Source organism: Achromobacter sp. Bel, from assembly GCF_012928505.1.
Lineage (GTDB): Bacteria > Pseudomonadota > Gammaproteobacteria > Burkholderiales > Burkholderiaceae_B > Achromobacter.
The window spans coordinates 1-21,482 of record NZ_JABBJN010000039.1 but is presented as its reverse complement, the minus strand read 5'-3'; the positions used below and the strand labels follow the sequence as shown (position 1 = coordinate 21,482).

The following is a 21,482-nucleotide window of genomic DNA, read 5'->3' as shown; positions in this document are numbered from 1 at the left end:
ATTGGCGACGGATTGCCGGCAGAGCGCTGCCGTTAAGCGGTGGACCCGGTCAGTAATCCCAGATGACCGGGACCCAGCGGAAGGCGTCGCCATTGACGGCGACCCGACCGACGGACGGGAACGGCAAATGGGCAGCCACCAGCAGCCCGCCGTTCTCGGCCAGCTCCTGGAAAAGGCCGATGCGAACGCGGGCCGATTCATCGGGATCATGCTCGAAGCCGTTGTGCCAGTCGGGATGGTCAAACCCCACCGGGAACATGGCGTCGCCGGCGAAGGTCAGCCGCTCGCCGCCCGACACCAGGTCAACCACGCTGTGTCCCGGCGTGTGGCCGCCTGTGAGGCGCACGATTACACCCGGCGCAACTTCATGCCTGTCCTCGAAGATGCACAAGCGGTCACGGTACTCGTTGTAGAAAGCGGTGGCGGTTGAGCGGAGCACGTCGGGCACGGGTTTGGGCATGACGGTTCGGGTGAAATCGGGTGAGGTCCAGAACGCGACTTCGGTTGCCGACACGTGGATGCGCACATCAGGACGCAGGCGCTCCTTCACGCCGGCCACGAGCAACCCGCCCACGTGGTCCATGTGCATATGAGTGATGATCACGTCCGTCACGGATTCCAGTGGAATGCCGGCGGACGCCAGGCGCTGGGGGAATTGCCCCGCGCGCGGGAAGCCGGGGAATTGCCCGCCCAGCCCGGCGTCGATCAGGATGGTCTGGTCGCCGCTGCGGGCCACCATCACGTTCAAGGGCCAGTCGAACGCGTCGGGCGGCATGAACATGTGGCTGAGCCAGTCCGCCAGGTCGGCAGGGTCTGCATTGGTGGCCATCGTGGCGGTGGGCAGCGGCAGCACGCCGTCGCTGACCACCAGCGCGTCGATGTCGCCGATCCGCAAGGCGTAGCGGGAGGGCACCAGATCGACAGGCGTGCCGTCAGTGATGGTGAAGGTGTTGGCGGTCATATGGGGATGCTCCTGGTGTGGTGAGAGTCGGGGGGAGGCCTCTGCGTGGAGAGTGGAGCCATCGTAGAGATGGGGCCTTGAGCCCGGTAGATCCGCGGCGGGAAGCACGCTGTTGTGCGCCGCGCACCAATGCCCTGACGCATCGCTGCGCACCGGAACTCGTTCCGACGGTCATTGCGCGGTAGTCCATGCGGCCGGGTACAGGAGAACCCGGGCAAGCCTCGCACGCGTGCGCTTGTCGCCGCTATGCGGCTGCGGCAGAATACGCTTCTTCCGGTTCGCCTCCCTTGGCGTTGACCCACTCCATGACCGACCCCGCGCACTGTTTTGAGCGTCATCGTCCCCGCCTGTACGCGATCGCCTACCGCATGCTGGGTGCCGTCGCCGAGGCGGAAGACGTGGTGCAGGAAGCCTGGTTGCGTTGGCACGGCACCGACCGTGCCGCCGTGCACAATGCCGAAGCCTGGCTGGTCACTGCCACCACCCGGCTGTCCATCGACCGTTTGCGCGCCGCCAAGGCCGAACGGGAGAATTACGTGGGCGTCTGGCTGCCTGAACCGATGCTGATGGCCGCGCCCGCCACGCCGGAACAGATCCACGAACACGCCGACGATGTGTCGGTGGCCTTCCTGTACATGCTGGAACGTCTTTCGCCGGACGCCCGTGCGGCATTCCTGATGCGCGAGGTGTTCGACGCCGACTATGAAGACATTGCGCTGACACTGGACAAGACCCAGGCCGCGGTCCGCCAGCTTGTGCGGCGGGCCAAGCTGCAGTTGCGCCAGGGCGCGCCGCGCGAGGCCGTGCCTCGGGCGACGTTGCAGCGCCTGTTGCACGCCTTTGCCGACGCGATGCAGCGCAGCGACTTCCACGGCCTGCATGCGCTGTTGAGCGACGACGCTGAACTTATCGGCGACGGCGGCGGCAAGGTCTCCAGCTTTGCCAGCCTGGTGGGTGGCAAACGCCTGGCGCAGCTGTTCTACGCCGGCAAGCGCCGGTTCCGCGACGGGCTGCGCACCGACGTGGTCCAGGTGAACGGCCAATGGACCCTGTTGCGTTTCATCGATGGCCAGCTTGAATCGGTCCAGTCCTACGAAACGGACGGTGAACGCCTGACGCGGGTCCTGGTGCAGCGCAATCCGGACAAGCTCGCGCGCATCGCGGCGGCGCTGGCACAACGCTGACCCCGGCGTCCTGCGCGGGCGTTGGTGCGTGCTGGGCAACATGGTGATCCCTTCCGCGGATCTACCGCGGCGTGGCCGGCGCTCCTACGATGGGATTTCCATCACGCCGCCAAGGACAGGCCATGTTGAAGATCTTGAAGTTCGGGTTGCCCCTTATCGCCACGGTAGCGCTGCTGAGCCCGCTTGCCCACGCCGCTTCCGGCGCGACGCCGCCCGACGCGATAGTCACGGAGCTGATGAGCAAGGATCTGCCGGACATTCCCGGCAAGGACGCGCTGATGATCGTCGTCGACTATCCGCCCGGCGCGGTCGATCCGGTCCACCGTCACGACGCCCACAGCTTCGTCTATGTGCTGGAAGGCAGCATCGTCATGCAGGTCAAAGGCGGCAAGGAGGTAACGCTGACCCCCGGCCAGACGTTCTACGAAGGCCCGCACGACGTCCACACCGTGGGCCGCAATGCCAGCCAGACCCAGCCGGCCAGGTTTCTGGTCGTCCTGGTCAAGAAGCAGGGGGCGCCCGTCCTCACGCTGGTGAAATAGGGACGAATGACGTTCGACGCCGGCCCGGGACGCCGGGCGCCATGGCGTCGAAAGCTGGCCGTTCCTCCCGGAAAGGCCAGCTTTTTTGTGTCCGATGTCACAAAGCGGCAGGGTGCGCCGTCTTAACGGTAGGATCAACCTACTTTGCGACGCCGCCATCATGCCGACACCCGTCTCCGCTTCCCTTCCGGCCAACGGACCAGATTCCCTGGCCGACAGCTTCGCCACCAGCTATGCCGGTGTCATGGCGTTCATCGCCGTCGCCGTCGAAGGCAACTTTGCCAAGGCGGGCGACCGGCTGGGCATCGGCCGGTCCGCCGTCAGCCGCAGTGTGCAAAAACTGGAAGACCAGCTTGGCATCCGCCTGTTCGTTCGCACTACGCGCAACACCTCGCTGACCGTTGAGGGCAAACGCTTCTATGATCAGTGCCATCCCGGCGTGGCGCAGATCATTCGGGCGCTGGACGACATGCGGGACCTGCGCGAAGGTCCGCCCTCGGGGTTATTGCGCGTGTGCGCCACGGTGGGTTTCGGCCGCAAAGTCGTCGCACCGCTGCTGGATGGGTTCCGCGCGGCCAACCCGAATATCTCGGTCGAACTGTTGCTGGATGACGGGCCTACCGACTTCACAACCGACCGCGTCGACGTGTCGTTCCGCAATGGCCGGATGGAAGACAGCCGCGTGATTGCCAAGAAAGTGATTCCCATGCAGATGATGCTATGCGCGTCGCCCGCCTATGCTGCCAAGCATGGGCTGCCTGGCAGCGTCGAGGAAATCGCCGGCCACCATTGTGTGAACTTCCTGTTCGCGTCGGGGCGCATTTACGAGTGGGAATTCAAGGTGAACGGCCAGTTGCGCAAGGTTGCGCCGCCCGCCATGCTGACGTTCAACGACGCGGATCTGGTGCTGCAATCGGTGCTGGAGGGCCACGGCATTGCGCAGATGGCGGGCTACCAGGTCTGTGATCACTTGCGCGCGGGCAACCTGGTCGCGTGCCTGCCGCAATACGCGCCGGACGACCGCGGGCATTACCTGTGTTTCCTGAGCCGGGAGCACCTGCCGGCGCGCATGCGCGTCTTCATCGACTACATGACCGAAGGCATCCGCGCGGGGGACTTCCAGATCCTGGATAGTTTGCTGTTGAAATCTGCGTAAACCGCTATTGCGTCAGCACGACCACGCTTTCGATTCCGTTTTGCGCCATCTTGGAATACGGGCACAGGCGTTCGGTGTTGCGCACCAGCTCTTCGGCCATGGCCTTGATGACGCCGGGCAGGTGGATGTTGATGTCCGCAGTGACCGTGAACAAGCCATCGATGGGGTCGCGGCCGAACGATACCGTGGCGGTCACGGAGGCATCAGGAATGGACAGGCCGGCGCGCGCCGCCAACATGCTTAGCGCGCCGTGGAAGCACGCCGCATAGCCGGCAGCGAACAGCTGTTCGGGATTGGTGCCGCCGCCCGGCCCCCCCAGTTCCACCGGCAGCCGCAGTTCCACCAGCAGTTCGCCGTCGTCCGAAATGGCGATGCCGGATGCGCGGCCGTGCGCGGCCTCGCCGCCGCGCACCGTCACGCTGGTCGTGTACAGGGGAAGGAAATCCGGCCCCCGGTACTTGTCCAGGAGCGTCAGGGGAGGGGGCCGCAGTTTGCGCATGAAGGACCTCCTCCTGCTGCTATTTTTTTGCGCCCGATTGGCTGAACCAGGTCTCGAAGTCGATCTTGCCCAGGCGCGGCCCCGATCCCGGCACCAGGGTGTCGTCGTCGAGCAATGCGCCGAAGTAGCGTGCGCCCGGGTCCGTTTGCACCCTGCGCGCGTCTCCGGTTTTCCGCAGGTAACGTTGGACCAGCTCGGCCAGGCGTACCCGTTCGGGGCCAGCGATTTCCACCGTGCCGTTCACGGGCGCCGCCAAGGTGGCATCGGCCATGGCCTGCGCCACATCGTCGGATGCGATGGGCTGCACAAAGGCCGGGGACAGCCGAATTTCGTCGCCCTGGGTGCCCGATTGCACGATGCCGCCCAGGAATTCGAAGAATTGCGTGCTGTGAACGATGGTGTACGGGATGCCGGCGGCCACAATCAGTTGCTCCTGGGCGATCTTGCCTCGGAAGTATCCGCTTTCGGCCAGACGATGGGTGCCCACCACCGATAGCGCCACGTGGTGGCGCACGCCGGCGCGGGCTTCCGCCGCCAGCAGGTTGCGGCCCGAAACCTGGAAGAATTCCAGCACGGCCCTATCTTCGAATGAAGGGGAGTTGGCCACGTCGACGACGGTGTCGACGCCGGCCAGCGCGACATCCAGGCCTTCGCCCGTGATCGTATTCACACCCGTGGCGGGCGATGCGGCAATGGCGTCATGGCCGCGTTCGATAAGGAGCTTGACGAGTTTGGAGCCGATCAGGCCCGTACCGCCGATGACGAGGGTTTTCATGACGAGTCCTTAGTTGAACTTGGCTTTGTCCAGGCCATAGGCCTTATCGGCCGAACCGGGAACGGTCTTGAAGCCGACGTTCAGGCGGTTCCAGCCGTTGATCGCCATGACGGCGAAGCTGAGGTCCGAGATTTCTTTTTCCGACAGTTCAGCCCGCACGCGCTCATAGGTTTCGTCGGGCACACCGTGCGCACCCAACGTCGTCAGGGCTTCGGTCCAGGCCAGGCAGGCGCGCTCGCGCGGCGAGAACTCGGTGGATTCGCGCCAGATCGCAACGTGATGCAGGCGCAGTTCGCGTTCGCCGTGGATCTTGGCCTCTTTTACGTGCATGTCCAGGCAAAACCCGCAGCCGTTGATTTGCGAGGCGCGGATCTCGATCAGATCCAGGATCGGCTGCTCGATCGCGCCGGATCTCAAGAGCATGCCGAATTCGACGAATTTCTTGAAAAGCTCGGGCGATTGGGCAAAGGCGTTCAGGCGTTGACTCATGATGGATTCCTTGATGTGGGTGGACGGGTTTCGGCGGTGCGGACCGGGGGGCTGCGTATGCGTGAACCACGCCCAAATCGTAGGTCCGCATGAAGATCGACAGAAGACCCGGCCAAGGGACCATGGTGTTGCCGCAATGGCAACAATGGTGGCTCGCGGTAGAATTTTGACGCCTGGAAATTGCCGCCGATCGGCGCGGTGCGCAGGCCGCATGAGCACACTAACGCATGTATTCCGCGTTCAGGAATGCCAGATCACGGCCACGATCGGCAATGGCAAGGTATCGGCGCTGCGGATGGAACTGGCCAACGGCTGCGAGGCCGATCTGCACAGCTTCATCGGCGAGTACGCGCCCAAGGCCGGGCAACCCATCATGCCCGGCGCGTTCGGCGGGCGGCATGGAGGTGCTGATGGAAATGGTGCTGGCGGGTGGCAAGGCGGCAGATGCCGCGGACCAATGGGAGGCGCACAGGAAGAAAGCCGCGGGCCAGGATTACGTGGTCAACAGGAAGTTCAACTGCGAGACCCGATTTGATAGCGCCGCCGCGGTCGCGTTCAAGGAGGTTCCGGTCAACGCCATCACGATCGGCTACGCGTTGCCAGCGGAACCCTGCCGCTGAAGGTCTGGCGTCATCCTCAACGCTGAAGGCAACGGGACACGCCTGACTTCAGCTTCGACATTTCGTGGTCGACGCCAAGATCCGTGCAGTAGGCGCCCGCGCCCCGCAACGAGAGATCCAGCCGGGATGCCTTCTTCGACACCTCGGCCCTCAGGCGGAAGCCGGAGACGTTGGGCGTGCTGTAGTGCTCGGTCTCGAGCATGCCCGCCTCAGGATCCCGGACCGCGTAGCCCCTTTCAACAAGGGAGCTGCGATCGGCGCCTGCGGTGATCTCCTGATCGATGCATGCGAAAACCTCTTCTACCGAGGCGTCTTGGGGAATCGCCATGGACGCATGCTTGCTGGGCCCGAACGCGTCGCATAGCCCGGAAGACACGGAACATCCGCTCAATAAGCCTGCAACGGCCAATGCGGCGGCCCGGCCGGCCTTCGCTTTCACATTCGCCAACGCCTTGCACTTGCGCACCATATTCCCAATCTCCCGAAACGGCATGAAGTCAGTGTCCGGCGGCGTGAAGGCTTACCGTGCCTGGGTGCGGCCAGAAGACCGCCACTTCGCAGGCGGAAAGTACCATGGCCTGCACGCCGATGCAGCGATGGTGCTGATCGACGGGTTGTTCACGCCACAAGAGCAAGCTGCGTCCGGCCCGGTGAGATAAAAAACATGCGCTTGACCTTCCCAAGGTTGGAAGCTTTAACGTATCCCTTATGCCTACTTTGAACGATGGGAGCAAGCCATGAGCATGCCAAGTACCCGTGACGCTCGCGCCTTTGCAGCCACGATAAGCCTGCCTATCGAGGGCATGACCTGCGCAAGTTGCGTGGGCCGGGTCGAGGCCGCTCTGACCAAGGTCGAGGGCGTCGGCAAGGTTTCCGTGAACCTGGCCACCGAGCGCGCGGATATCGTCGCGGTGGGGCCGGTCGATCGCATGGCGTTGATCCAGGCGGTCGAAAAGGTGGGCTACGACGTGCCTGCCGGCGCTGTTGAGCTGGCGGTTGGAGGCATGACCTGCGCGTCGTGCGTGGGCCGCGTCGAGAAGGCGCTGAAGGCGGTGCCCGGCGTCACGCAGGCCACGGTGAACCTGGCGACCGAACGCGCCACGGTGCACGGCGTGGCCGCGGTGCCAGACCTGATCGCGGCCATCGAGAAGGCCGGTTACGAGGCGCGTCCCGTCGATACCGGCGCGCAGGCCGAAGCGGCTGCCGCGGAAAAGAAGGATGCCGAACGAGCGGAACTCAAGCGCGACCTGGTCCTGGCCAGCGTGTTGGCCTTTCCCGTGTTCGTGCTGGAAATGGGCTCGCACCTCATCCCCGGCATGCACGAATGGGTCATGCACACCATCGGCATCCAGGAGAGCTGGTATTTGCAGTTCGCGCTGACGCTGCTGGTGCTGGCCGTGCCGGGCCGGCGCTTCTATCTGAAGGGCTTTCCGGCGCTGGCCCGCCTGGCCCCGGACATGAATTCGCTGGTCGCGGTTGGCACCGCGGCCGCGTTCGGCTATTCGCTGGTGGCCACGTTTGCCCCGGGGCTACTGCCGGCCGGGACCGTGAACGTCTACTACGAGGCGGCTGCCGTCATCGTGGCGCTGATCCTGCTGGGCCGTTATCTGGAGGCCCGCGCCAAGGGACGCACGTCCGAGGCGATCAAGCGTCTGGTCGGCCTGCAGGCCAAGGTCGCGCACGTCTTGCGCGATGGCCATATCGTGGACATTCCGATCAACGACGTGGTCCTGGACGATAGGGTGGAAGTCCGGCCCGGCGAGCGGGTGCCGGTCGATGGCGAAGTGATCGAGGGCAGCAGCTTCGTGGACGAATCGATGATCACCGGCGAGCCCATCCCCGTCGAGAAGCAGGCAGGCAGCGCCGTCGTCGGCGGAACCGTCAACCAGAAGGGCGCGCTGACGCTGCGCGCCACCGCCGTGGGCGGGCAGACCATGCTGGCGCAGATCGTCCGCCTGGTCGAACAGGCCCAAGGCTCCAAGCTGCCGATCCAGGCGGTGGTCGACAAGGTGACGCTGTGGTTCGTGCCGGCGGTGATGGTCGCCGCCGTGCTGACCTTCCTGGTGTGGCTCATGTTCGGACCGTCGCCTGCGCTGACTTTTGCGCTGGTCAATGCCGTGGCGGTGCTGATCATCGCTTGCCCTTGCGCCATGGGTCTGGCGACGCCGACCTCCATCATGGTCGGCACCGGCCGAGGCGCCGAGATGGGCGTGCTGTTCCGCAAGGGCGAGGCGCTGCAATTGCTCAAGGATGCCCAGGTGGTGGCCGTGGACAAGACCGGCACGTTGACGGAAGGCCGCCCGGTCCTGACCGATCTGGAAATCGCTGCCGGCTTTGATCGCAACGAGGTGCTGGCGAAGGTGGCCGCGGTGGAATCGCGGTCAGAGCATCCGATCGCCCGCGCCATTGTCGACGCCGCCGTGGAAGACGGCGCCGCGTTGCCGGCCATGACGGATTTCGAGTCGGTCACGGGCATGGGCGTGCGCGCCACGGTGGGCGGCGCCCGCGTGGAAGTGGGCGCTGACCGCTACATGCGTGAACTGGGCCTGGACGTGGGTGGCTTTGCGCAAACCGCCGAGCGGCTGGGCGACGAGGGCAAGTCGCCGCTGTATGCCGCGATCGATGGCCGGCTGGCCGCCATCATCGCCGTTGCCGACCCGATCAAGCCCAGCACGCCCGGGGCTATCGCGGCGTTGCACCAGCTTGGCCTGAAGGTGGCCATGATCACGGGCGACAACGCCCGTACGGCCCAGGCCATCGCCAAGCAATTGGGTATCGATGAAGTGGTGGCCGAGGTGTTGCCGGAAGGCAAGGTGGAGGCAGTGTGCCGGCTGAGGGCGGCGCATGGCCAGATTGCGTTCGTCGGCGACGGCATCAACGATGCGCCGGCGCTGGCAGAGGCCGACGTGGGCCTGGCCATCGGCACCGGCACCGACGTGGCAGTCGAGTCCGCCGATGTCGTGCTGATGTCCGGCAACCTGCTGGGCGTGCCCAACGCCATCGCGCTGTCGAAAGCCACCATCGGCAACATCCGCCAGAACCTGTTCTGGGCTTTTGCCTACAACACGGCGCTGATCCCCGTGGCCGCCGGTGCGCTGTATCCCACCTGGGGCGTGCTGCTGTCGCCGGTCTTCGCCGCAGGCGCCATGGCGATGTCGAGCGTCTTCGTGCTGGGCAACGCGCTGCGCCTGCGCCGCTTCCAACCGCCGCTGGCGACGGCATCCGAAACCGCCCATGGATGACCCCGTAACGTCTGATCGCGGCCGGCTGTGAGGGACACGCAGTTCGGCCGCGGCGCTTTTCGGCTCACGGGCATCAATACCCCAGCGTGGCGTCCGCGCAAGTGTCGGGGCGCTTTCCGCATTGCACAAGGCTCAGGTTCTCCAAGGTTTGCGCGGCGATAGCCGCTGCCGGCGTGCGGGTGGCGATATGCGGCGTGACCAGGACGCGCGGGTGGCGCCACAGCGCGTGGTCGGCGGGCAGCGGTTCTTCGGGGGTGGCGTCCAGCGTTGCGTAGGAAAGCTGGCCGGCGTCCAACGCATCGAGCAGGGCTTGCGCGTCCAGATGTTCGCCGCGCCCCGCGTTGATGACATGGGCGCCCTTGGGCAGTTGGGCGAAGGTCGCGGCGTTCAGGAACCCGCGCGTTTCGCCTGTCAGCGGCAGCAGGCACACCAGCGTGTCGGCGTTGGCCAGCAGCGCGGGCAGCCCGTCCGCCCCGTGATAGCCCGTGACGCCCGCAGGCAGATCGGGTTTGGGGGTGCGGCTCCAGCCGGAAACGGGATAGCCCAGTGCGGCCAGCGTGCTTGCCGCCTTCATGCCCAGCCGGCCCAGCCCGGCGATGGCGACGCGGTGCGCGGACGGCGGCACGATGGGGCTTTCGCGCCACAGGCCCTGCGCATGGTTGCGGACGTAGTCGGGGAAGTGGCGGTGGTGGTTGATGACCGCCCAGGTCACGTAGGTGGTCATGCCGTCGGCCATGCCGGTTTCGGCGATGCGGCAGACCGGCACATCGGTCGGGAGGGCGGAGTCGGCGTAGATGTGGTCCACGCCCGCGCCGATCGATTGGATCAGGCGCAGGTTGGGCAGCGTGCGCAGCAGGCCGGCGGGCGGCAGCCAACAGACGGCGGCGTCGATGTCTTCGGGCACGCCCAGGTTGTCGGCGGTGCGCCAGGCGATATCGGGGCGCAGCGCCTGGAAGGCCGGCACCAGGTAACGCATGTCAAGCACGCGGCTGAGCAGGGCGATGCAGGGCGGCCGCACGGAGGAGGGGTGCGGGGCGTTCATGCGACGGCCGCCTCGCGCCCGTGGCGTCCGGAGACGATGCGGGTGAAATCAGGCACCGCCTGTACCAGTTCGCGCGTGTAGGCCTGTTCGGGCTCCTGGATGATCTGCGCGGCGGGGCCGCATTCGATGATGCGGCCTTGCTGCATGACGGCGATGCGGTCGCACATCTGCGCCGCGACGCGCAGGTCGTGGGTGACGAACAGCATGCTGAGCTTGAACTGTTCCCGCACGCTGGCGAACAGGGCCAGGACCTGCGCCTGAACCGACACGTCCAGCGCCGAAACGGGTTCGTCGGCCACGATCAACTCGGGGTCTGACGCCAGCGCGCGGGCGATGCCGATGCGCTGGCGCTGGCCGCCGGAGAATTCATGCGGGTAGCGTTTGACGGCGTCCGGGCTAAGCCCGACCAGCTGCAGCAGTTCGGCCGCGCGCGCCTGAGCGTGGGCGGGCGCCATGCCTTGGGCGAGGGGGCCGGCCATGATCGAACGGCCCACGGTATGCCGCGGATTCAACGATGCCTGCGGGTCCTGGAACACCATCTGGATGCGGCCGGGTTCGGGCCGCGCGCCGCCCTGGGCGCCGCGGACCTTGCCGTTGAACAGGATCTGGCCGCTGTCCTGGGCCAGCAATCCCGCAATGCACCGACCCAATGTGGATTTCCCGGACCCGGATTCTCCGACCAGCCCCAATACTTCACCGCGCCGCAGGCTGAAGCTGATGCCGCGCATGGCCGGGGTTTCCCGGCCGCGCCGGAACAGGCCGCCGCCGGAAACATAGGTCTTGCTTACGTCGCGCACGTCCAGCAGCACCGCGTGTTGCGCGGCGGCGGCGCCAACAGCGGGCATTCCATGGGGAATGGCGGCGATGAGCTTGCGCGTGTAGTCATGGCGCGGATGGCCCAGCACCTGGTCGGCGGTGCCGGCCTCGACGATCTGGCCCAGCTGCATGACGGCCACGCGGTCGGCAATCTGCGACACCACGCCGAAGTCGTGCGTGATGAACAGCACGGCGGTGCCGCGCTTGGCCTGCAGATCGCGGATCAGGTCCAGGATCTGCGCCTGGGTGGTCACGTCCAGGGCGGTGGTGGGTTCGTCGGCGATCAGCAGCGCGGGCTCCAGCATCAGCGCGCAGGCGATCATGACGCGTTGGCGCTGTCCGCCGGACAGCCGGCCCGGATAGCTGGCGGCGATGGCTGCCGGGTCCGGCAAGCGCACGTCGGTCAAGGCCGCGATGATGCGTGCGCGCTTGTCGGCGGAAGACAGTTTCAGGTGCGCGTCCAGCGCTTCTTCCAGCTGGTCGCCGATGCGCATGACGGGGTTCAGGGCCGACATCGGGTCCTGGAAGATCATGCCGATGCGGTTGCCGCGCAGCGCGCGCCACTGCGGTTCGGGCAGGGTCAGCAGGTCATGGCCCTGGAAGACGATGCTGCCCGCGACGGGGCGCACCAAAGGCTGGGGCAACAGGCCCATGACTGCGTTGGCAATCATGGATTTTCCCGAGCCGCTTTCGCCCACGATGCACAGCGTTTCGCCGCTGGCGATGGACAGGCTGGCTTCCTTGACGGCCAGGGCGCGGTCGGCGCCGGCCGGCAGCTGGATGCTCAAGCCCCGGATGTCCAGAAGGGAAGTGGAGTCGGTCATGCGCGGCTCCTTGCGTCCAGGCGGGTGTTCAGGCCGTCGCTCAGGCCTTCGCCGATCAGGTTCAGCGCCAGCACGGTCAGCAGGATGGCGATGCCGGGGAACAGGCTGATCCACCAGGCCTGCCGAAGCGCAGTGCGCGCGGCGCCGATCATGTAGCCCCAGCTCATGACGTTGGGGTCGCCCAGACCCATGAAGCTCAGGCTGGATTCCAGCAGGATCGCGGTGGCCACCATCAGCGAGCCCATGACGACGATGGGGGCGGCGGCGTTGGGCAGGATCTGCGTGATGATGATGCGCAGGTTTGATTCGCCCGCCAGGTGCGCGGCATGGACGAAGTCGCGGTGGCGCAGCGTCAGGAATTCGCTGCGCACCAGGCGGGCCACGGGCGGCCACGACACCAGCGCGATGGCGGTCACGATGGACCCCACCGACGGCTGGAAGATCGCCACGAGCACGATGGCCAGCGCAAAGCTGGGGATCGCCTGGAACAGCTCGGTGAAGCGCATCAGGCTGTTGTCGATCCAGCCGCCGTAATAGCCCGCCAATGCGCCGATCGAGACGCCGATCAGCAGGCCGGCCAAGGTGGAGATCAGCCCGATCAGCAGCGAGATGCGGGCGCCGTAGGCCAGCCCCGAACCGATGTCCCGGCCGAGGGTGTCGGTGCCGAACGGCAGGCCCGCGATATCCAGCGGGGGCAGGAACGGGCGCTGCACCATGGCCCAGGGGTCGTGCGCGGCGATCAGCGGGGCGGTCAGGGCAAGTAGCAGCACCGCCGCCATCACGGCCAGGCCGGCCACGGCCCCTTTGTTGCGGCGGAAGCGCCGCCAGAATCCGTTGTTCATTGCAGTTCGATCCTCGGGTCGGCCAACGTGTAGAGCAGGTCGGTGATGATGTTGAACGCCACGGCAAGGGCGGCCGTAATCAGGAACGTGCCCAGCAGCAGGTTGTAGTCGCGCTGCACCAGGGCATCGAACATCAGGCGGCCGATGCCGGGCCACGCGAACACGGTCTCGATGAGCACGGTGCCGCCCACCATGGAACCGGCCTGGATGCCGGCCAGCGTGATGACCGGCAGCAGCGCATTGCGCAGGATGTGGCGCCGCTGGATGCGTCGCGCAGACAAACCCTTGGCGCGGGCGGTCTTCACGAAGTCCATCTGCGCGACCTCAAGCATGGCGGTACGCGTCATCCGGGCATAGACCGCCATGTAGAAGAGCGCCAGCGTGGCGGCGGGCAACACCAGGTGGCTGGCGATGTCGGCGGCGCGCGCCAGCCCCGCATGCCCGGCGCCCACCGTCTCGAAGCCGAAGCCCGGCAGCCATTCCAGCTTGACGGAGAACAGCAGCACCCCCATCAGCGCCAGCCAGAAGAGCGGGGTGGCGTAGAACAGCATGGACAGCGTGCTGACCAGACTGTCCACCCATGTTCCCGCGCGGGCACTGGTCCAGGCGCCCAGCGCCACCCCCATCGTCAACGAGACCACGAAGGCCGTCATTGTCAGCAGTAGCGTGGCCGGCAGCCGTTCGGCGATCAGGCTCATCACCGGGCGCTGCTGGCGGTAGGAGTCCCCCAGGTCCAGCCGTGCGGCGTGCGACAGATAATTCGCCAACTGCTGGGGCAAGGGCTTGTCCAGCCCGAAGCGTTCCCGCAACTGCGCCATGAAGACTTCGTCGGTCGCGCCGGCTTCCCCGGCCATGACGGCGGCCGGGTCGCCGGGCGCGGCGCGTATCAGCAGGAAATTGATGACTGCGATCAGGGCCAGCACCAGTAGGCCCTGGACGATGCGGCGCATCAGATAAGCAAGTTTCTTCATGAGGCATTCCCCCTGTCTGGGTCGTCGCGGCTCAGGCCAGCGTGGCGCGCGCCAGGCTATCGTTCATGCCGATGCCCGAATTGATCAGGTTCTTGATGTTGTTGCGGTACAGCGTGGGAAATTGCAGTTCAAGCAGCCAGGCCACCGGTACGTCGTCGACCAGGATGCGCTGGGCTTCTTCATACAGTTTGCGGCGGGCTTGCGGGTCGGCCTCGCGCGACCCGCGTTCGAACAGGTCGTCGATCTTCGGGTTGCTGTAGCCCTCGACGTTGTTCCAGGGCGAGCCCTTGGCGATCGTGGAACTGAGGTAGTTGCGGCTGACGCCCAGCGCCGCGTCGCCGTACTGGTACAGGTAGCAGAAGGCGATGTCGTAGTCCCAGTTGGCGGTCTTTTCGCTCCAGCCGGCCACGTCGGTGGCGGTCATTTCCAGCTTGATGCCGGCCTCGGCCAGGTTCTGCCGCGCGATTTCGGCGAAGCGCTGCCAGGTCTCGCCATAGGGCAGCGGCAGGAGGCGCAGGGTCTGGCCCTTGTAGCCGGCTTCTTTCAGCAATTGCTTGGCGCGCGCCACGTCGCGCGGATAGCGGGTGACCTCGTCGGTGTGGTAGCGGACGGTGCTGTTGAAGGGGCCGGTCGCGACCTTGCCGAAGCCGTACCAGGCCACATTGCGCATGGCTTCGCGGTCCAGCGCATACATGATGGCTCGGCGCACGCGCACATCGGCCAGCACGGGGTGGCGGTTATTCAGCCACATGAACGAGTGGGGGCCGAAGAACTCCCAGCCCTTGGTGGTGATCTCGACGTTGGGCAGGCTCTTCAAGCGCTCGATGTCGAAGTACTCGACCGTGCCGCCGGGCAGGATGTCCAGCTTGCCGGATTCGAAGGCGGCAGCGCGCGACGCGGCGTCGGGAATGACGTGGAAGTAGACCGTTTCCACGCTGGGCAGGCCGGCCTCGTGGTACTGATCGTTGCGGACCAGCTGGATGAACGAGCCGCGGCGCCATTCCTTGAACTTGTAGGGGCCGGTGCCGATGGGCGTGTTGTTCGCCGGATTGCTCAGGTAGTCGGTGCCTTCGTAGATGTGACGCGGCACCATGGGCATCGTGCCGACTTCGAACAGGCCCAGGAACGGGCCGAAGGGGCGTGGCAGGCGGAATTCCACAGTGTGGTCGTCCAGCGCCTTGATGCTGTCCACGAAGGCCAGGCCGGCGCGCAGCCGCGCATGGGTCTTGCGCAGGAACTGGTCCACGCTGAACACCACGTCATGCGCGTTGAAGGGCTTGCCGTCGTGCCATAGCACGCCTTCCTTCAGCTTGAAGGTGTAGACGGTGGCCGTGTCGTTGACGGTCCAGGACGTGGCCAAGCCGGGCATGGGCGCCAGTTTTTCGTCGTAGCGCAGCAGGCTTTCGTAGATGTTGCCCCCGATCATCTGGGTGGGGCCGTTCTGGATGATGCCCAGCATGAGCCCGGGCGGCTCCGGCTGCACGGCGATGTTCAGCACGCCGTTGCGGGCGGCCGCGGCCCAGGCGGGCAGGGCGGCGCTGCCGCTCCACCATCCGGCCGTGGCGGCGCTGGCGATCAGAAAGTCGCGTCGATTCATGGGGTTCTCCTGGTGACGGGCCGCCGAGGCGGAAAAAAAATGGGGGCGGGAAAGGCGGGGACGGCGGTGGGGCCGGTCAGGCGGCGGACGGGCGTTCGACCAGCTTGAGCAGCGCGCGCCATTCGCGTTCGCTGGGGTCGGGCGCGCCGGGCAAGCGGTTGGTGTCGCCGCTGGCGTACTGGCGCGCGGTGCGTTCGCTGACTTGCGGGCTGACCGGGTAGGTCGCCTGGCCGGTCGATTGGATGGCCAACTGCACCCGGCACGCGCGGTCCAGGTTGAGCATCAGGATGAAGGCTTCGGCGACCGTGGCGCCCGTGGTCAGCAGGCCGTGGTTGCGCAGGATCATGACCTTATGCGGCCCCAGGTCCGCCACCAGCCGTTCGCGTTCTTCTAGGTCCAGGGCGATGCCCTCGTAGTCGTGGTAAGCGACGCGGTTGTAGAACTGCAGCGCCCATTGATTCACCGGCTGCAGTCCGCAGGCCAGCGACGACACCGCCACACCCGCGACCGTATGGGTGTGCAGCACGCAACCGACTTCGGGGCGCCCGCCGTGTACCGCGCTGTGGATGGTGAACCCGGCGGGATTGACGTCGTAGGGCGTGGGGGCCACCGGCCGGCCGTCCATGCCGACCTTGACCAGCGATTCCGGGGTGATGTCACGAAACAGGTGGCCGTAGGGATTGATCAGGAATACCCCCGGCTCGCCGGGCACGTGGGCCGAAATGTGCGTGTAGATGCTGTCGTCCATGCCGAAATGGGCGATCAGCCTGTAGCACGCCGCCAGGTCGTGGCGAACTGTCTGCTCGGCCGCGCTCATCGTTTGCGGCGCGGTTTCCTGGGAATTGACCATTGATGCGTCCTCGTTGAGATCGGCTTTCAGAAGCGGCCGGATGCGAGGCATTATGTGCCTATCGTCAACTGTCGACAGTTAGCAGTAACACTGATATGCTGGAAAAAAACGGGGTGTTATACCGCTCACGCGCAGTCCGTCTTTCATCACCCTGATAGAGAATTCCATGACCGAGAACCCGGCCGCTTCCAGTACGTTCGAATCCGTCAATGTCCCCGACCTGGTCGGCGTGGTGGAGGACAGGCTCACCCAGGCAATCGTGCAAGGCAGGCTGCCGCCGGGCAGCCGCGTGGTCGAAGCTGAGATCGCCCGGCAGATGGCGATCAGCCGGGCGCCGGTGCGCGAGGCCTCGCGCCGTCTGGAACGCCAGGGCATCCTCGTATCCAAGCCGCGCCGCGGGTTCTTCGTGCGCGAGATGTCCGTGCGCGAGATCGACGACCTGTTCCAGGTCCGCCTGAGCCTGGAGATGACCGCCGTGGCGGCGGCCTGCGAGCAGGCGGACGCGGCCGGCATGGCGCGCCTGTCGCAGTTGCTTGACCTGATGATCGCCGAAGCTGCCGACGCACCGCAGCACCGTCGCATCGAACTCGACCTGAGCTTTCACACCCTGATCTGCGAACTGTCGGGCAACGCGTATCTGCTGCGCCTGTTCTCCAGTACGCAGACTGAAATGCGCATGATCATTTCGCTGATCGACAACGTCTACCAGGATCCGGAAATGGTCGCGGCCACGCACCAGCCCATCCTGGACGCGTTGGCGCGGCGCGATGTGCAGGCCGCGCAGGCCTGCATGAAGGTTCACCTGGACGATGCCTGGGAGCACGTCCGCAACCTGTTCGTCTCGCAGCACGGCGCGGCGGGCGAAAAACCAAGGGGCAGCGGCAAGCCATGAAAGTCGTCTATAGCGATAAGCATCAGCTTCACGATCCGCAATTCTTCATCGTGCGCGGCAAGGTCAAGCGCAGCAACGAGCAGCCCGAGCGCGGCGCCCGGCTGTTGGCGGCCGTGCAGCGCGACGGGCACGAGATCATCACCCCGGCCGACCACGGCGCCGCGCCGCGCGCGGCCGTCCACACGCCGCAGTACCTGCGTTTCCTGGAAACCGCCCATGCCAGGTGGCAGGAATTGCCCGACGCGTCCGAAGAGGTGGTCGCCAACGTGCATCCGTTTCCGGGGCAGCCCTGCACGTATCCGGATCACATTGTGGGGCTGGCCGGCTATCACATGGGCGACACCGCGTGTCCCATCGGGGCCGGCACCTGGGAGGCGGCCGCGTGGTCGGCGCATTGCGCGACCCATGCGGCGCAACTGGTGCTGGACGGTGAACGCGCCGCGTATGCGCTGTGCCGTCCGCCCGGGCACCATGCGTATGTGGACCGCGCCAACGGCTTTTGCTATCTGAACAATGCGGCCATCGCCGCCCAGCACCTGCGCGCCGTGCACCGTCGCGTGGCCATCCTGGACCTGGACGTGCACCACGGCAACGGCACGCAGGGCATCTTCTACCGCCGCCCCGACGTGCTGACGGTGTCGATGCATGCGGACGCGCACAACACCACGCCGTTCTTCGTGGGCCATGCACACGAAACGGGCGAAGGCGACGGGCTGGGCTATAACATCAACCGCCCCTTGCCGGTCGGCACGGGCGACGCCGGCTATCTGGCCGCGCTGCGCCGCGTCTTCCTGGACATCAAGGCCTTTGCGCCGGGCGCCCTGGTGGTGGCCTTGGGCCTGGATGCGCACGAACGGGACCCGTACAAGGGGCTGGCCGTCACGACCGAGGGTTTCGGCGCGATCCTGGCCGAAGTGGCGGGCCTGGGCCTGCCCACGGTGCTGGTGCAGGAAGGCGGCTACCTGTCCGACGACCTGGGCCCCAATCTTGCCAGCGCGCTGCGCGGCTTCGCATCCGCCGCTTGAGGAGGCCGCCATGACGGATCAGGACTGCGCCGAGGACGTGCTGGCCACCGCGTCGCCGGACATCGATGACGCGCGGGCCGCGCAATTGGCCCGGCAGCACTTCGGCGTGGATGCCGCGGTGCGCCGGCTGACCGGCGAGCGCGACCGCAATTTTCATTTGCGCGCCGCCGGCGGCCGCGAGTATGTGCTGAAGTTCTCGCACCCCGCTGAAGACCCGCGCGTGGCCGATTTCCAGGCCAGGGCGTTGCAGCATGTCGAACGCGTGGATGCCTCCCTGCCCGTGCAGCGCGTGATGCCGGCGGCGGACGGCGCGCCGTCGGTCTGGTATCAGGCGCCTGACGCGCCGCCGCGCGTGCTGCGGCTGTTCACCTATCTGCCCGGGCGGCCCTTGCCGGACGCGCCGCGCTCGGACGCGCAGCGGGGCAACCTGGCGCGCGTCCTGGCCCGGCTGGGGCTGGCGCTGCGGGGCTTCGAGCATCCGGCTGGCGCATTGGATCTGCCCTGGGACATCCAGCGTACCGATGAGGTCGCGCCTTTGCTGGCGCACATCGGCGACCCGGCGCGCCGCGCGCTGGCTGAACGCGCCCTGGCGCGTTTCACGAACCACGCGAAGCCGGTGTTGCGCGGCCTGCGCGCCCAGGCGATCCACAACGACTTGAACCTGTACAACGTGTTGGTCGATCCGCATGATCCCGACACGATCGCGGGCATCCTGGATTTCGGCGACATGGTGCGGGCGCCGCTGATCAATGACGTGGCGGTGGCCGCCTCCTATCAGCTGGAGCCGGGCGCGGAGCTGCTTGAACCGGCGGCCAGGTTTGTGGAGGCGTACCACAAGGTCAGTCCGCTTCTGCAGGCCGAGGTCGACATCCTGTTCGACCTGATGATGGCGCGCCTGGTGATGGTGGTCGCCATCGGCGGCTGGCGGGCCGCGCGCTACCCGGAAAACCGCGACTACATCCTGCGCAACAACGCCGTGTCCTGGTCGCGCCTGCAAGCGTGCGACGGCATGGCCCGCGAGCATGCGCAGGAACGGTTGCGCGCGGCTTGCGGATTTCAATGAAAGGACGCCTCCATGACTTTGCCGAGTACTGCCGCCGAGCCGGCCATCGACCCGACCGCCGCCCTGATCGCGCGGCGCCAGCGCCTGCTGGGCCCGGCCTACCGCCTGTTCTACGAGTCGCCCGTGCATCTGGTGCGCGGCGAGGGCGTCTGGCTGTATGACGCGCAAGGCAAGCCCTATCTGGATGCCTACAACAACGTCGTGCCGCTTGGGCATTGCCATCCGGGCGTGGTCGACGCGATTGCGCGGCAGGCGTCCATCCTGAACACGCACACGCGGTATGTGCACGAGACCGTGCTGGACTACGCCGAAGCCCTGCTCGCCACCTTTCCGGCGGGACCGGGGCAAGTGATGTTCACCTGCACCGGCAGCGAAGCGAACGATCTGGCGCTGCGGATCGCGCAAGCGCACACCGGCGCCACCGGCCTGATCGTCACCCGTTTCGCGTACCACGGCGTCACGTTGTCGATCGCAGAGGCTTCGCCGTCGCTGGGACGCTACGTGACGCTGGGCCCGGCCGTGCGCACGGTGGCCGCGCCGGACACCTACCGGCAGGGGCTGGACGGCGTCGGCCCCGCGCTGGCGCAGGCGGTGCGCGACGCCATCGCAGACCTGGGCCGGCAAGGCCTGCGGCCGGCGGCGTTGCTGGTCGACACGATTTTCTCAAGCGATGGCGTCCAGGCCGCGCCGGCGGGGTTTCTTGGCGGCGCCGTGGATGCGGTGCGCGCGGCAGGCGGCCTGTTCATCGCGGACGAAGTACAGGCGGGCATGGGCCGCACCGGGCAGGCGATGTGGGGCTTCATGCGGCACGGCGTAGCGCCCGACCTGGTCACCATGGGCAAGCCGCTGGGCAACGGCCACCCCGTGGCGGGCGTGGCGGCGCGGCCGGAAGTGTTGGAGGCCTTCGGCCGCAATGGACGGTATTTCAATACGTTCGGCGGCAATCCCGTGTCGGCCGCCGCGGGCCTGGCGGTGCTGCGCGCCGTGCAAGAAGAAAAGCTGATGGAGAACGCCGAGCGCGTCGGCGCGTATCTGCAGGCGCGCCTGCGCGCGCTGGCCGCCAAGCACGACATCATCGGCGACGTGCGCGGCGCGGGCTTGTTCATCGGGGTGGAACTGGTGCGCGACCGGCAGTCGCGCGAACCCGCCACCGCCCACACGGCGCGCGTCGTCAACGGGCTGCGGGACCGTCAGGTGTTGACGGGCAGCGCGGGCGAACACGCCAACACGCTGAAGATCCGTCCGCCGCTGCCGTTCTCGACGGCTGATGCGGACCGGCTGGTGGCGGCGCTGGACGAAACGCTGGCCGCGCTGTAAGCCGCGGGCCCGACCACGCGCCAGGGCGTGTCTACGGCTGCGTGAACGTGGTGTGGATCCAGGGTGTGCGTTCGGTGGACCAGATGGTGGGGCAATGCCTGGACCCGCTGCGCTGCGCCGCGCAAGCCATCTCCGCCGGGATGGGCGGACGCTAGGGTTTGCCGTCCGGATCCGTGTCCATATTCGCATCGGCGCGGGCCTGCCGGATGATGGCCTGGGCCGTCCAGCGCACCACGTCCGTGATCTCCGGCAGTGCCAGTTGCCAGATGTCTTTCAACACCAGGAACACCTCGGATCCATACACCAGCGACAACGCCTGCGCGACGCGGTCCTGCTGCGCCGGCGTCAGGTCCGCGGCCAGCGGGGCGATGGCGCGCTTCAGGATGTCGACCCGGTGTCCGCGCACCAGGCGCGGCTCAAGGCCGGTCTTGCCGGCGCTGGCTTCGGCATGCTGCTGCAGCGACACCATGATGGCCGCGCGCAACGGGGCTTCGTGCGCCTCCAGCCGGGGAAAGGCAAAGCGCAGCAGTTCGTCGACGCGCGTGGCGGCATCGGGTGACGCGGAATTCCAGGCCAGGATGGGCCCCAGGCTTTCATCCACCACGGCGGCGATCAGCGCGCTTTGGCTGGGGAAGTAGCGGTAGGCGGTCGCGCGCGAAACCCGCGCGTGTTCGGCGAGTTCGGCGACGGACGGCGTGATGCCCTGCGCCATCAACTGCTGCGCCGCGTCCAGCAGCGTTTTGCGCATGCGGGCGCGCGGTCCGTGCGGGGGTTC

The 21,482-nt window shown here is 66.8% G+C and carries 23 protein-coding genes; 10 read left to right on the top strand and 13 right to left on the bottom strand.

Translation table 11 applies throughout. The annotated features are described in order from the left end of the window. Positions 1–49: 49 nt before the first annotated feature. The gene (locus tag HG262_RS21680) at positions 50–961 is read right to left on the bottom strand and encodes an MBL fold metallo-hydrolase (RefSeq protein ID WP_169272989.1); all 912 of its coding nucleotides are present in this window, start codon (positions 959–961) and stop codon (positions 50–52) included. 305 nt (positions 962–1,266) lie between these two features. Between HG262_RS21680 and HG262_RS21675 the strand changes: the two genes are divergently transcribed. The 3 genes from HG262_RS21675 to HG262_RS21665 all read left to right on the top strand — a co-directional run bounded on the left by HG262_RS21675 (position 1,267) and on the right by HG262_RS21665 (position 3,843). Beyond that, positions 1,267–2,145, top strand: coding sequence for an RNA polymerase sigma-70 factor (locus HG262_RS21675; RefSeq protein ID WP_169272988.1), 879 nt, complete (start codon positions 1,267–1,269; stop codon positions 2,143–2,145). Positions 2,146–2,267: 122 nt separating this feature from the next. Then, the gene (locus HG262_RS21670) at positions 2,268–2,687 is read left to right on the top strand and encodes a cupin domain-containing protein (RefSeq protein WP_169272987.1); all 420 of its coding nucleotides are present in this window, start codon (positions 2,268–2,270) and stop codon (positions 2,685–2,687) included. A 160-nt stretch (positions 2,688–2,847) separates the two neighbouring features. After that, on the top strand, positions 2,848–3,843 hold the full coding sequence (locus HG262_RS21665) for a LysR family transcriptional regulator (RefSeq protein ID WP_169272986.1): 996 nt from the start codon (positions 2,848–2,850) through the stop codon (positions 3,841–3,843). Positions 3,844–3,847: 4 nt separating this feature from the next. On the opposite strand, the gene HG262_RS21660 is transcribed toward HG262_RS21665, so the two are convergent. From HG262_RS21660 to HG262_RS31055, 4 genes are all read right to left on the bottom strand, one after another. After that, on the bottom strand, positions 3,848–4,342 hold the full coding sequence (locus HG262_RS21660) for an Ohr family peroxiredoxin (protein ID WP_169272985.1): 495 nt from the start codon (positions 4,340–4,342) through the stop codon (positions 3,848–3,850). Positions 4,343–4,361: 19 nt separating this feature from the next. Further along, the gene (locus HG262_RS21655) at positions 4,362–5,117 is read right to left on the bottom strand and encodes an SDR family oxidoreductase (RefSeq protein ID WP_169272984.1); all 756 of its coding nucleotides are present in this window, start codon (positions 5,115–5,117) and stop codon (positions 4,362–4,364) included. Positions 5,118–5,126: 9 nt separating this feature from the next. Next, positions 5,127–5,606, bottom strand: a complete 480-nt coding sequence (locus HG262_RS21650; protein ID WP_169272983.1) for a carboxymuconolactone decarboxylase family protein — start codon at positions 5,604–5,606, stop codon at positions 5,127–5,129. A gap of 220 nt (positions 5,607–5,826) precedes the next feature. Then, positions 5,827–6,006 carry a hypothetical protein gene (locus tag HG262_RS31055; protein WP_248293452.1) on the bottom strand — a complete coding sequence of 60 codons (180 nt, stop codon included), beginning with the start codon at positions 6,004–6,006 and terminating at the stop codon, positions 5,827–5,829. On the opposite strand from HG262_RS31055, the gene HG262_RS31050 reads away from it, so the two are divergent. After that, positions 6,005–6,226 (top strand): hypothetical protein, encoded by a 222-nt coding sequence (locus HG262_RS31050; RefSeq protein WP_248293451.1) that lies wholly within the window; start codon positions 6,005–6,007, stop codon positions 6,224–6,226. The genes HG262_RS31055 and HG262_RS31050 overlap by 2 nt on opposite strands. A gap of 16 nt (positions 6,227–6,242) precedes the next feature. On the opposite strand, the gene HG262_RS21640 is transcribed toward HG262_RS31050, so the two are convergent. After that, entirely contained in the window at positions 6,243–6,554 is a 312-nt protein-coding gene (locus HG262_RS21640; protein ID WP_248293450.1) for a hypothetical protein, read from the bottom strand. Positions 6,555–6,717: 163 nt separating this feature from the next. Between HG262_RS21640 and HG262_RS21635 the strand changes: the two genes are divergently transcribed. Both HG262_RS21635 and HG262_RS21630 read left to right on the top strand, forming a co-directional pair. Next, positions 6,718–6,885, top strand: coding sequence for a hypothetical protein (locus HG262_RS21635; RefSeq protein ID WP_169272981.1), 168 nt, complete (start codon positions 6,718–6,720; stop codon positions 6,883–6,885). Between the two features lie 78 nt (positions 6,886–6,963). Continuing rightward, complete coding sequence (locus HG262_RS21630) at positions 6,964–9,468, top strand: heavy metal translocating P-type ATPase (protein ID WP_169272980.1); 2,505 nt, start codon at positions 6,964–6,966, stop codon at positions 9,466–9,468. Between the two features lie 73 nt (positions 9,469–9,541). On the opposite strand, the gene HG262_RS21625 is transcribed toward HG262_RS21630, so the two are convergent. The 6 genes from HG262_RS21625 to HG262_RS21600 form a co-directional block, all read right to left on the bottom strand. Further along, entirely contained in the window at positions 9,542–10,510 is a 969-nt protein-coding gene (locus HG262_RS21625; protein WP_169272979.1) for a glyoxylate/hydroxypyruvate reductase A, read from the bottom strand. After that, complete coding sequence (locus HG262_RS21620) at positions 10,507–12,150, bottom strand: ABC transporter ATP-binding protein (RefSeq protein WP_169272978.1); 1,644 nt, start codon at positions 12,148–12,150, stop codon at positions 10,507–10,509. Before HG262_RS21620 ends, HG262_RS21625 begins: the two co-directional genes overlap by 4 nt. Further along, the gene (locus HG262_RS21615; protein ID WP_169272977.1) at positions 12,147–12,992 is read right to left on the bottom strand and encodes an ABC transporter permease; all 846 of its coding nucleotides are present in this window, start codon (positions 12,990–12,992) and stop codon (positions 12,147–12,149) included. Before HG262_RS21615 ends, HG262_RS21620 begins: the two co-directional genes overlap by 4 nt. Beyond that, on the bottom strand, positions 12,989–13,963 hold the full coding sequence (locus HG262_RS21610; RefSeq protein WP_169272976.1) for an ABC transporter permease: 975 nt from the start codon (positions 13,961–13,963) through the stop codon (positions 12,989–12,991). The genes HG262_RS21615 and HG262_RS21610 overlap by 4 nt, the downstream gene beginning before the upstream one ends. Before the next feature lie 31 nt (positions 13,964–13,994). Continuing rightward, positions 13,995–15,560 carry an ABC transporter substrate-binding protein gene (locus HG262_RS21605; RefSeq protein WP_169272975.1) on the bottom strand — a complete coding sequence of 522 codons (1,566 nt, stop codon included), beginning with the start codon at positions 15,558–15,560 and terminating at the stop codon, positions 13,995–13,997. 76 nt (positions 15,561–15,636) lie between these two features. Next, positions 15,637–16,410, bottom strand: a complete 774-nt coding sequence (locus HG262_RS21600) for a class II aldolase/adducin family protein (protein WP_211187656.1) — start codon at positions 16,408–16,410, stop codon at positions 15,637–15,639. Between the two features lie 166 nt (positions 16,411–16,576). Between HG262_RS21600 and HG262_RS21595 the strand changes: the two genes are divergently transcribed. From HG262_RS21595 to HG262_RS21580, 4 genes are read left to right on the top strand one after another with little or no spacing between them, the layout of a single operon-like run. Next, a complete protein-coding gene (locus HG262_RS21595) occupies positions 16,577–17,302 on the top strand; it encodes a GntR family transcriptional regulator (protein ID WP_169272973.1) in 726 nt (241 codons plus the stop codon). After that, positions 17,299–18,327, top strand: a complete 1,029-nt coding sequence (locus HG262_RS21590) for a histone deacetylase family protein (RefSeq protein ID WP_169272972.1) — start codon at positions 17,299–17,301, stop codon at positions 18,325–18,327. The genes HG262_RS21595 and HG262_RS21590 overlap by 4 nt, the downstream gene beginning before the upstream one ends. A gap of 10 nt (positions 18,328–18,337) precedes the next feature. Further along, on the top strand, positions 18,338–19,390 hold the full coding sequence (locus HG262_RS21585; protein ID WP_169272971.1) for a phosphotransferase: 1,053 nt from the start codon (positions 18,338–18,340) through the stop codon (positions 19,388–19,390). Positions 19,391–19,402: 12 nt separating this feature from the next. Beyond that, positions 19,403–20,707, top strand: coding sequence for an aspartate aminotransferase family protein (locus tag HG262_RS21580; RefSeq protein ID WP_169272970.1), 1,305 nt, complete (start codon positions 19,403–19,405; stop codon positions 20,705–20,707). A gap of 151 nt (positions 20,708–20,858) precedes the next feature. Here HG262_RS21580 and HG262_RS21575 read toward each other — a convergent pair. After that, positions 20,859–21,482 (bottom strand): TetR/AcrR family transcriptional regulator (locus HG262_RS21575; RefSeq protein ID WP_248293449.1); only part of this gene is annotated, 624 nt, incomplete at its 5' end.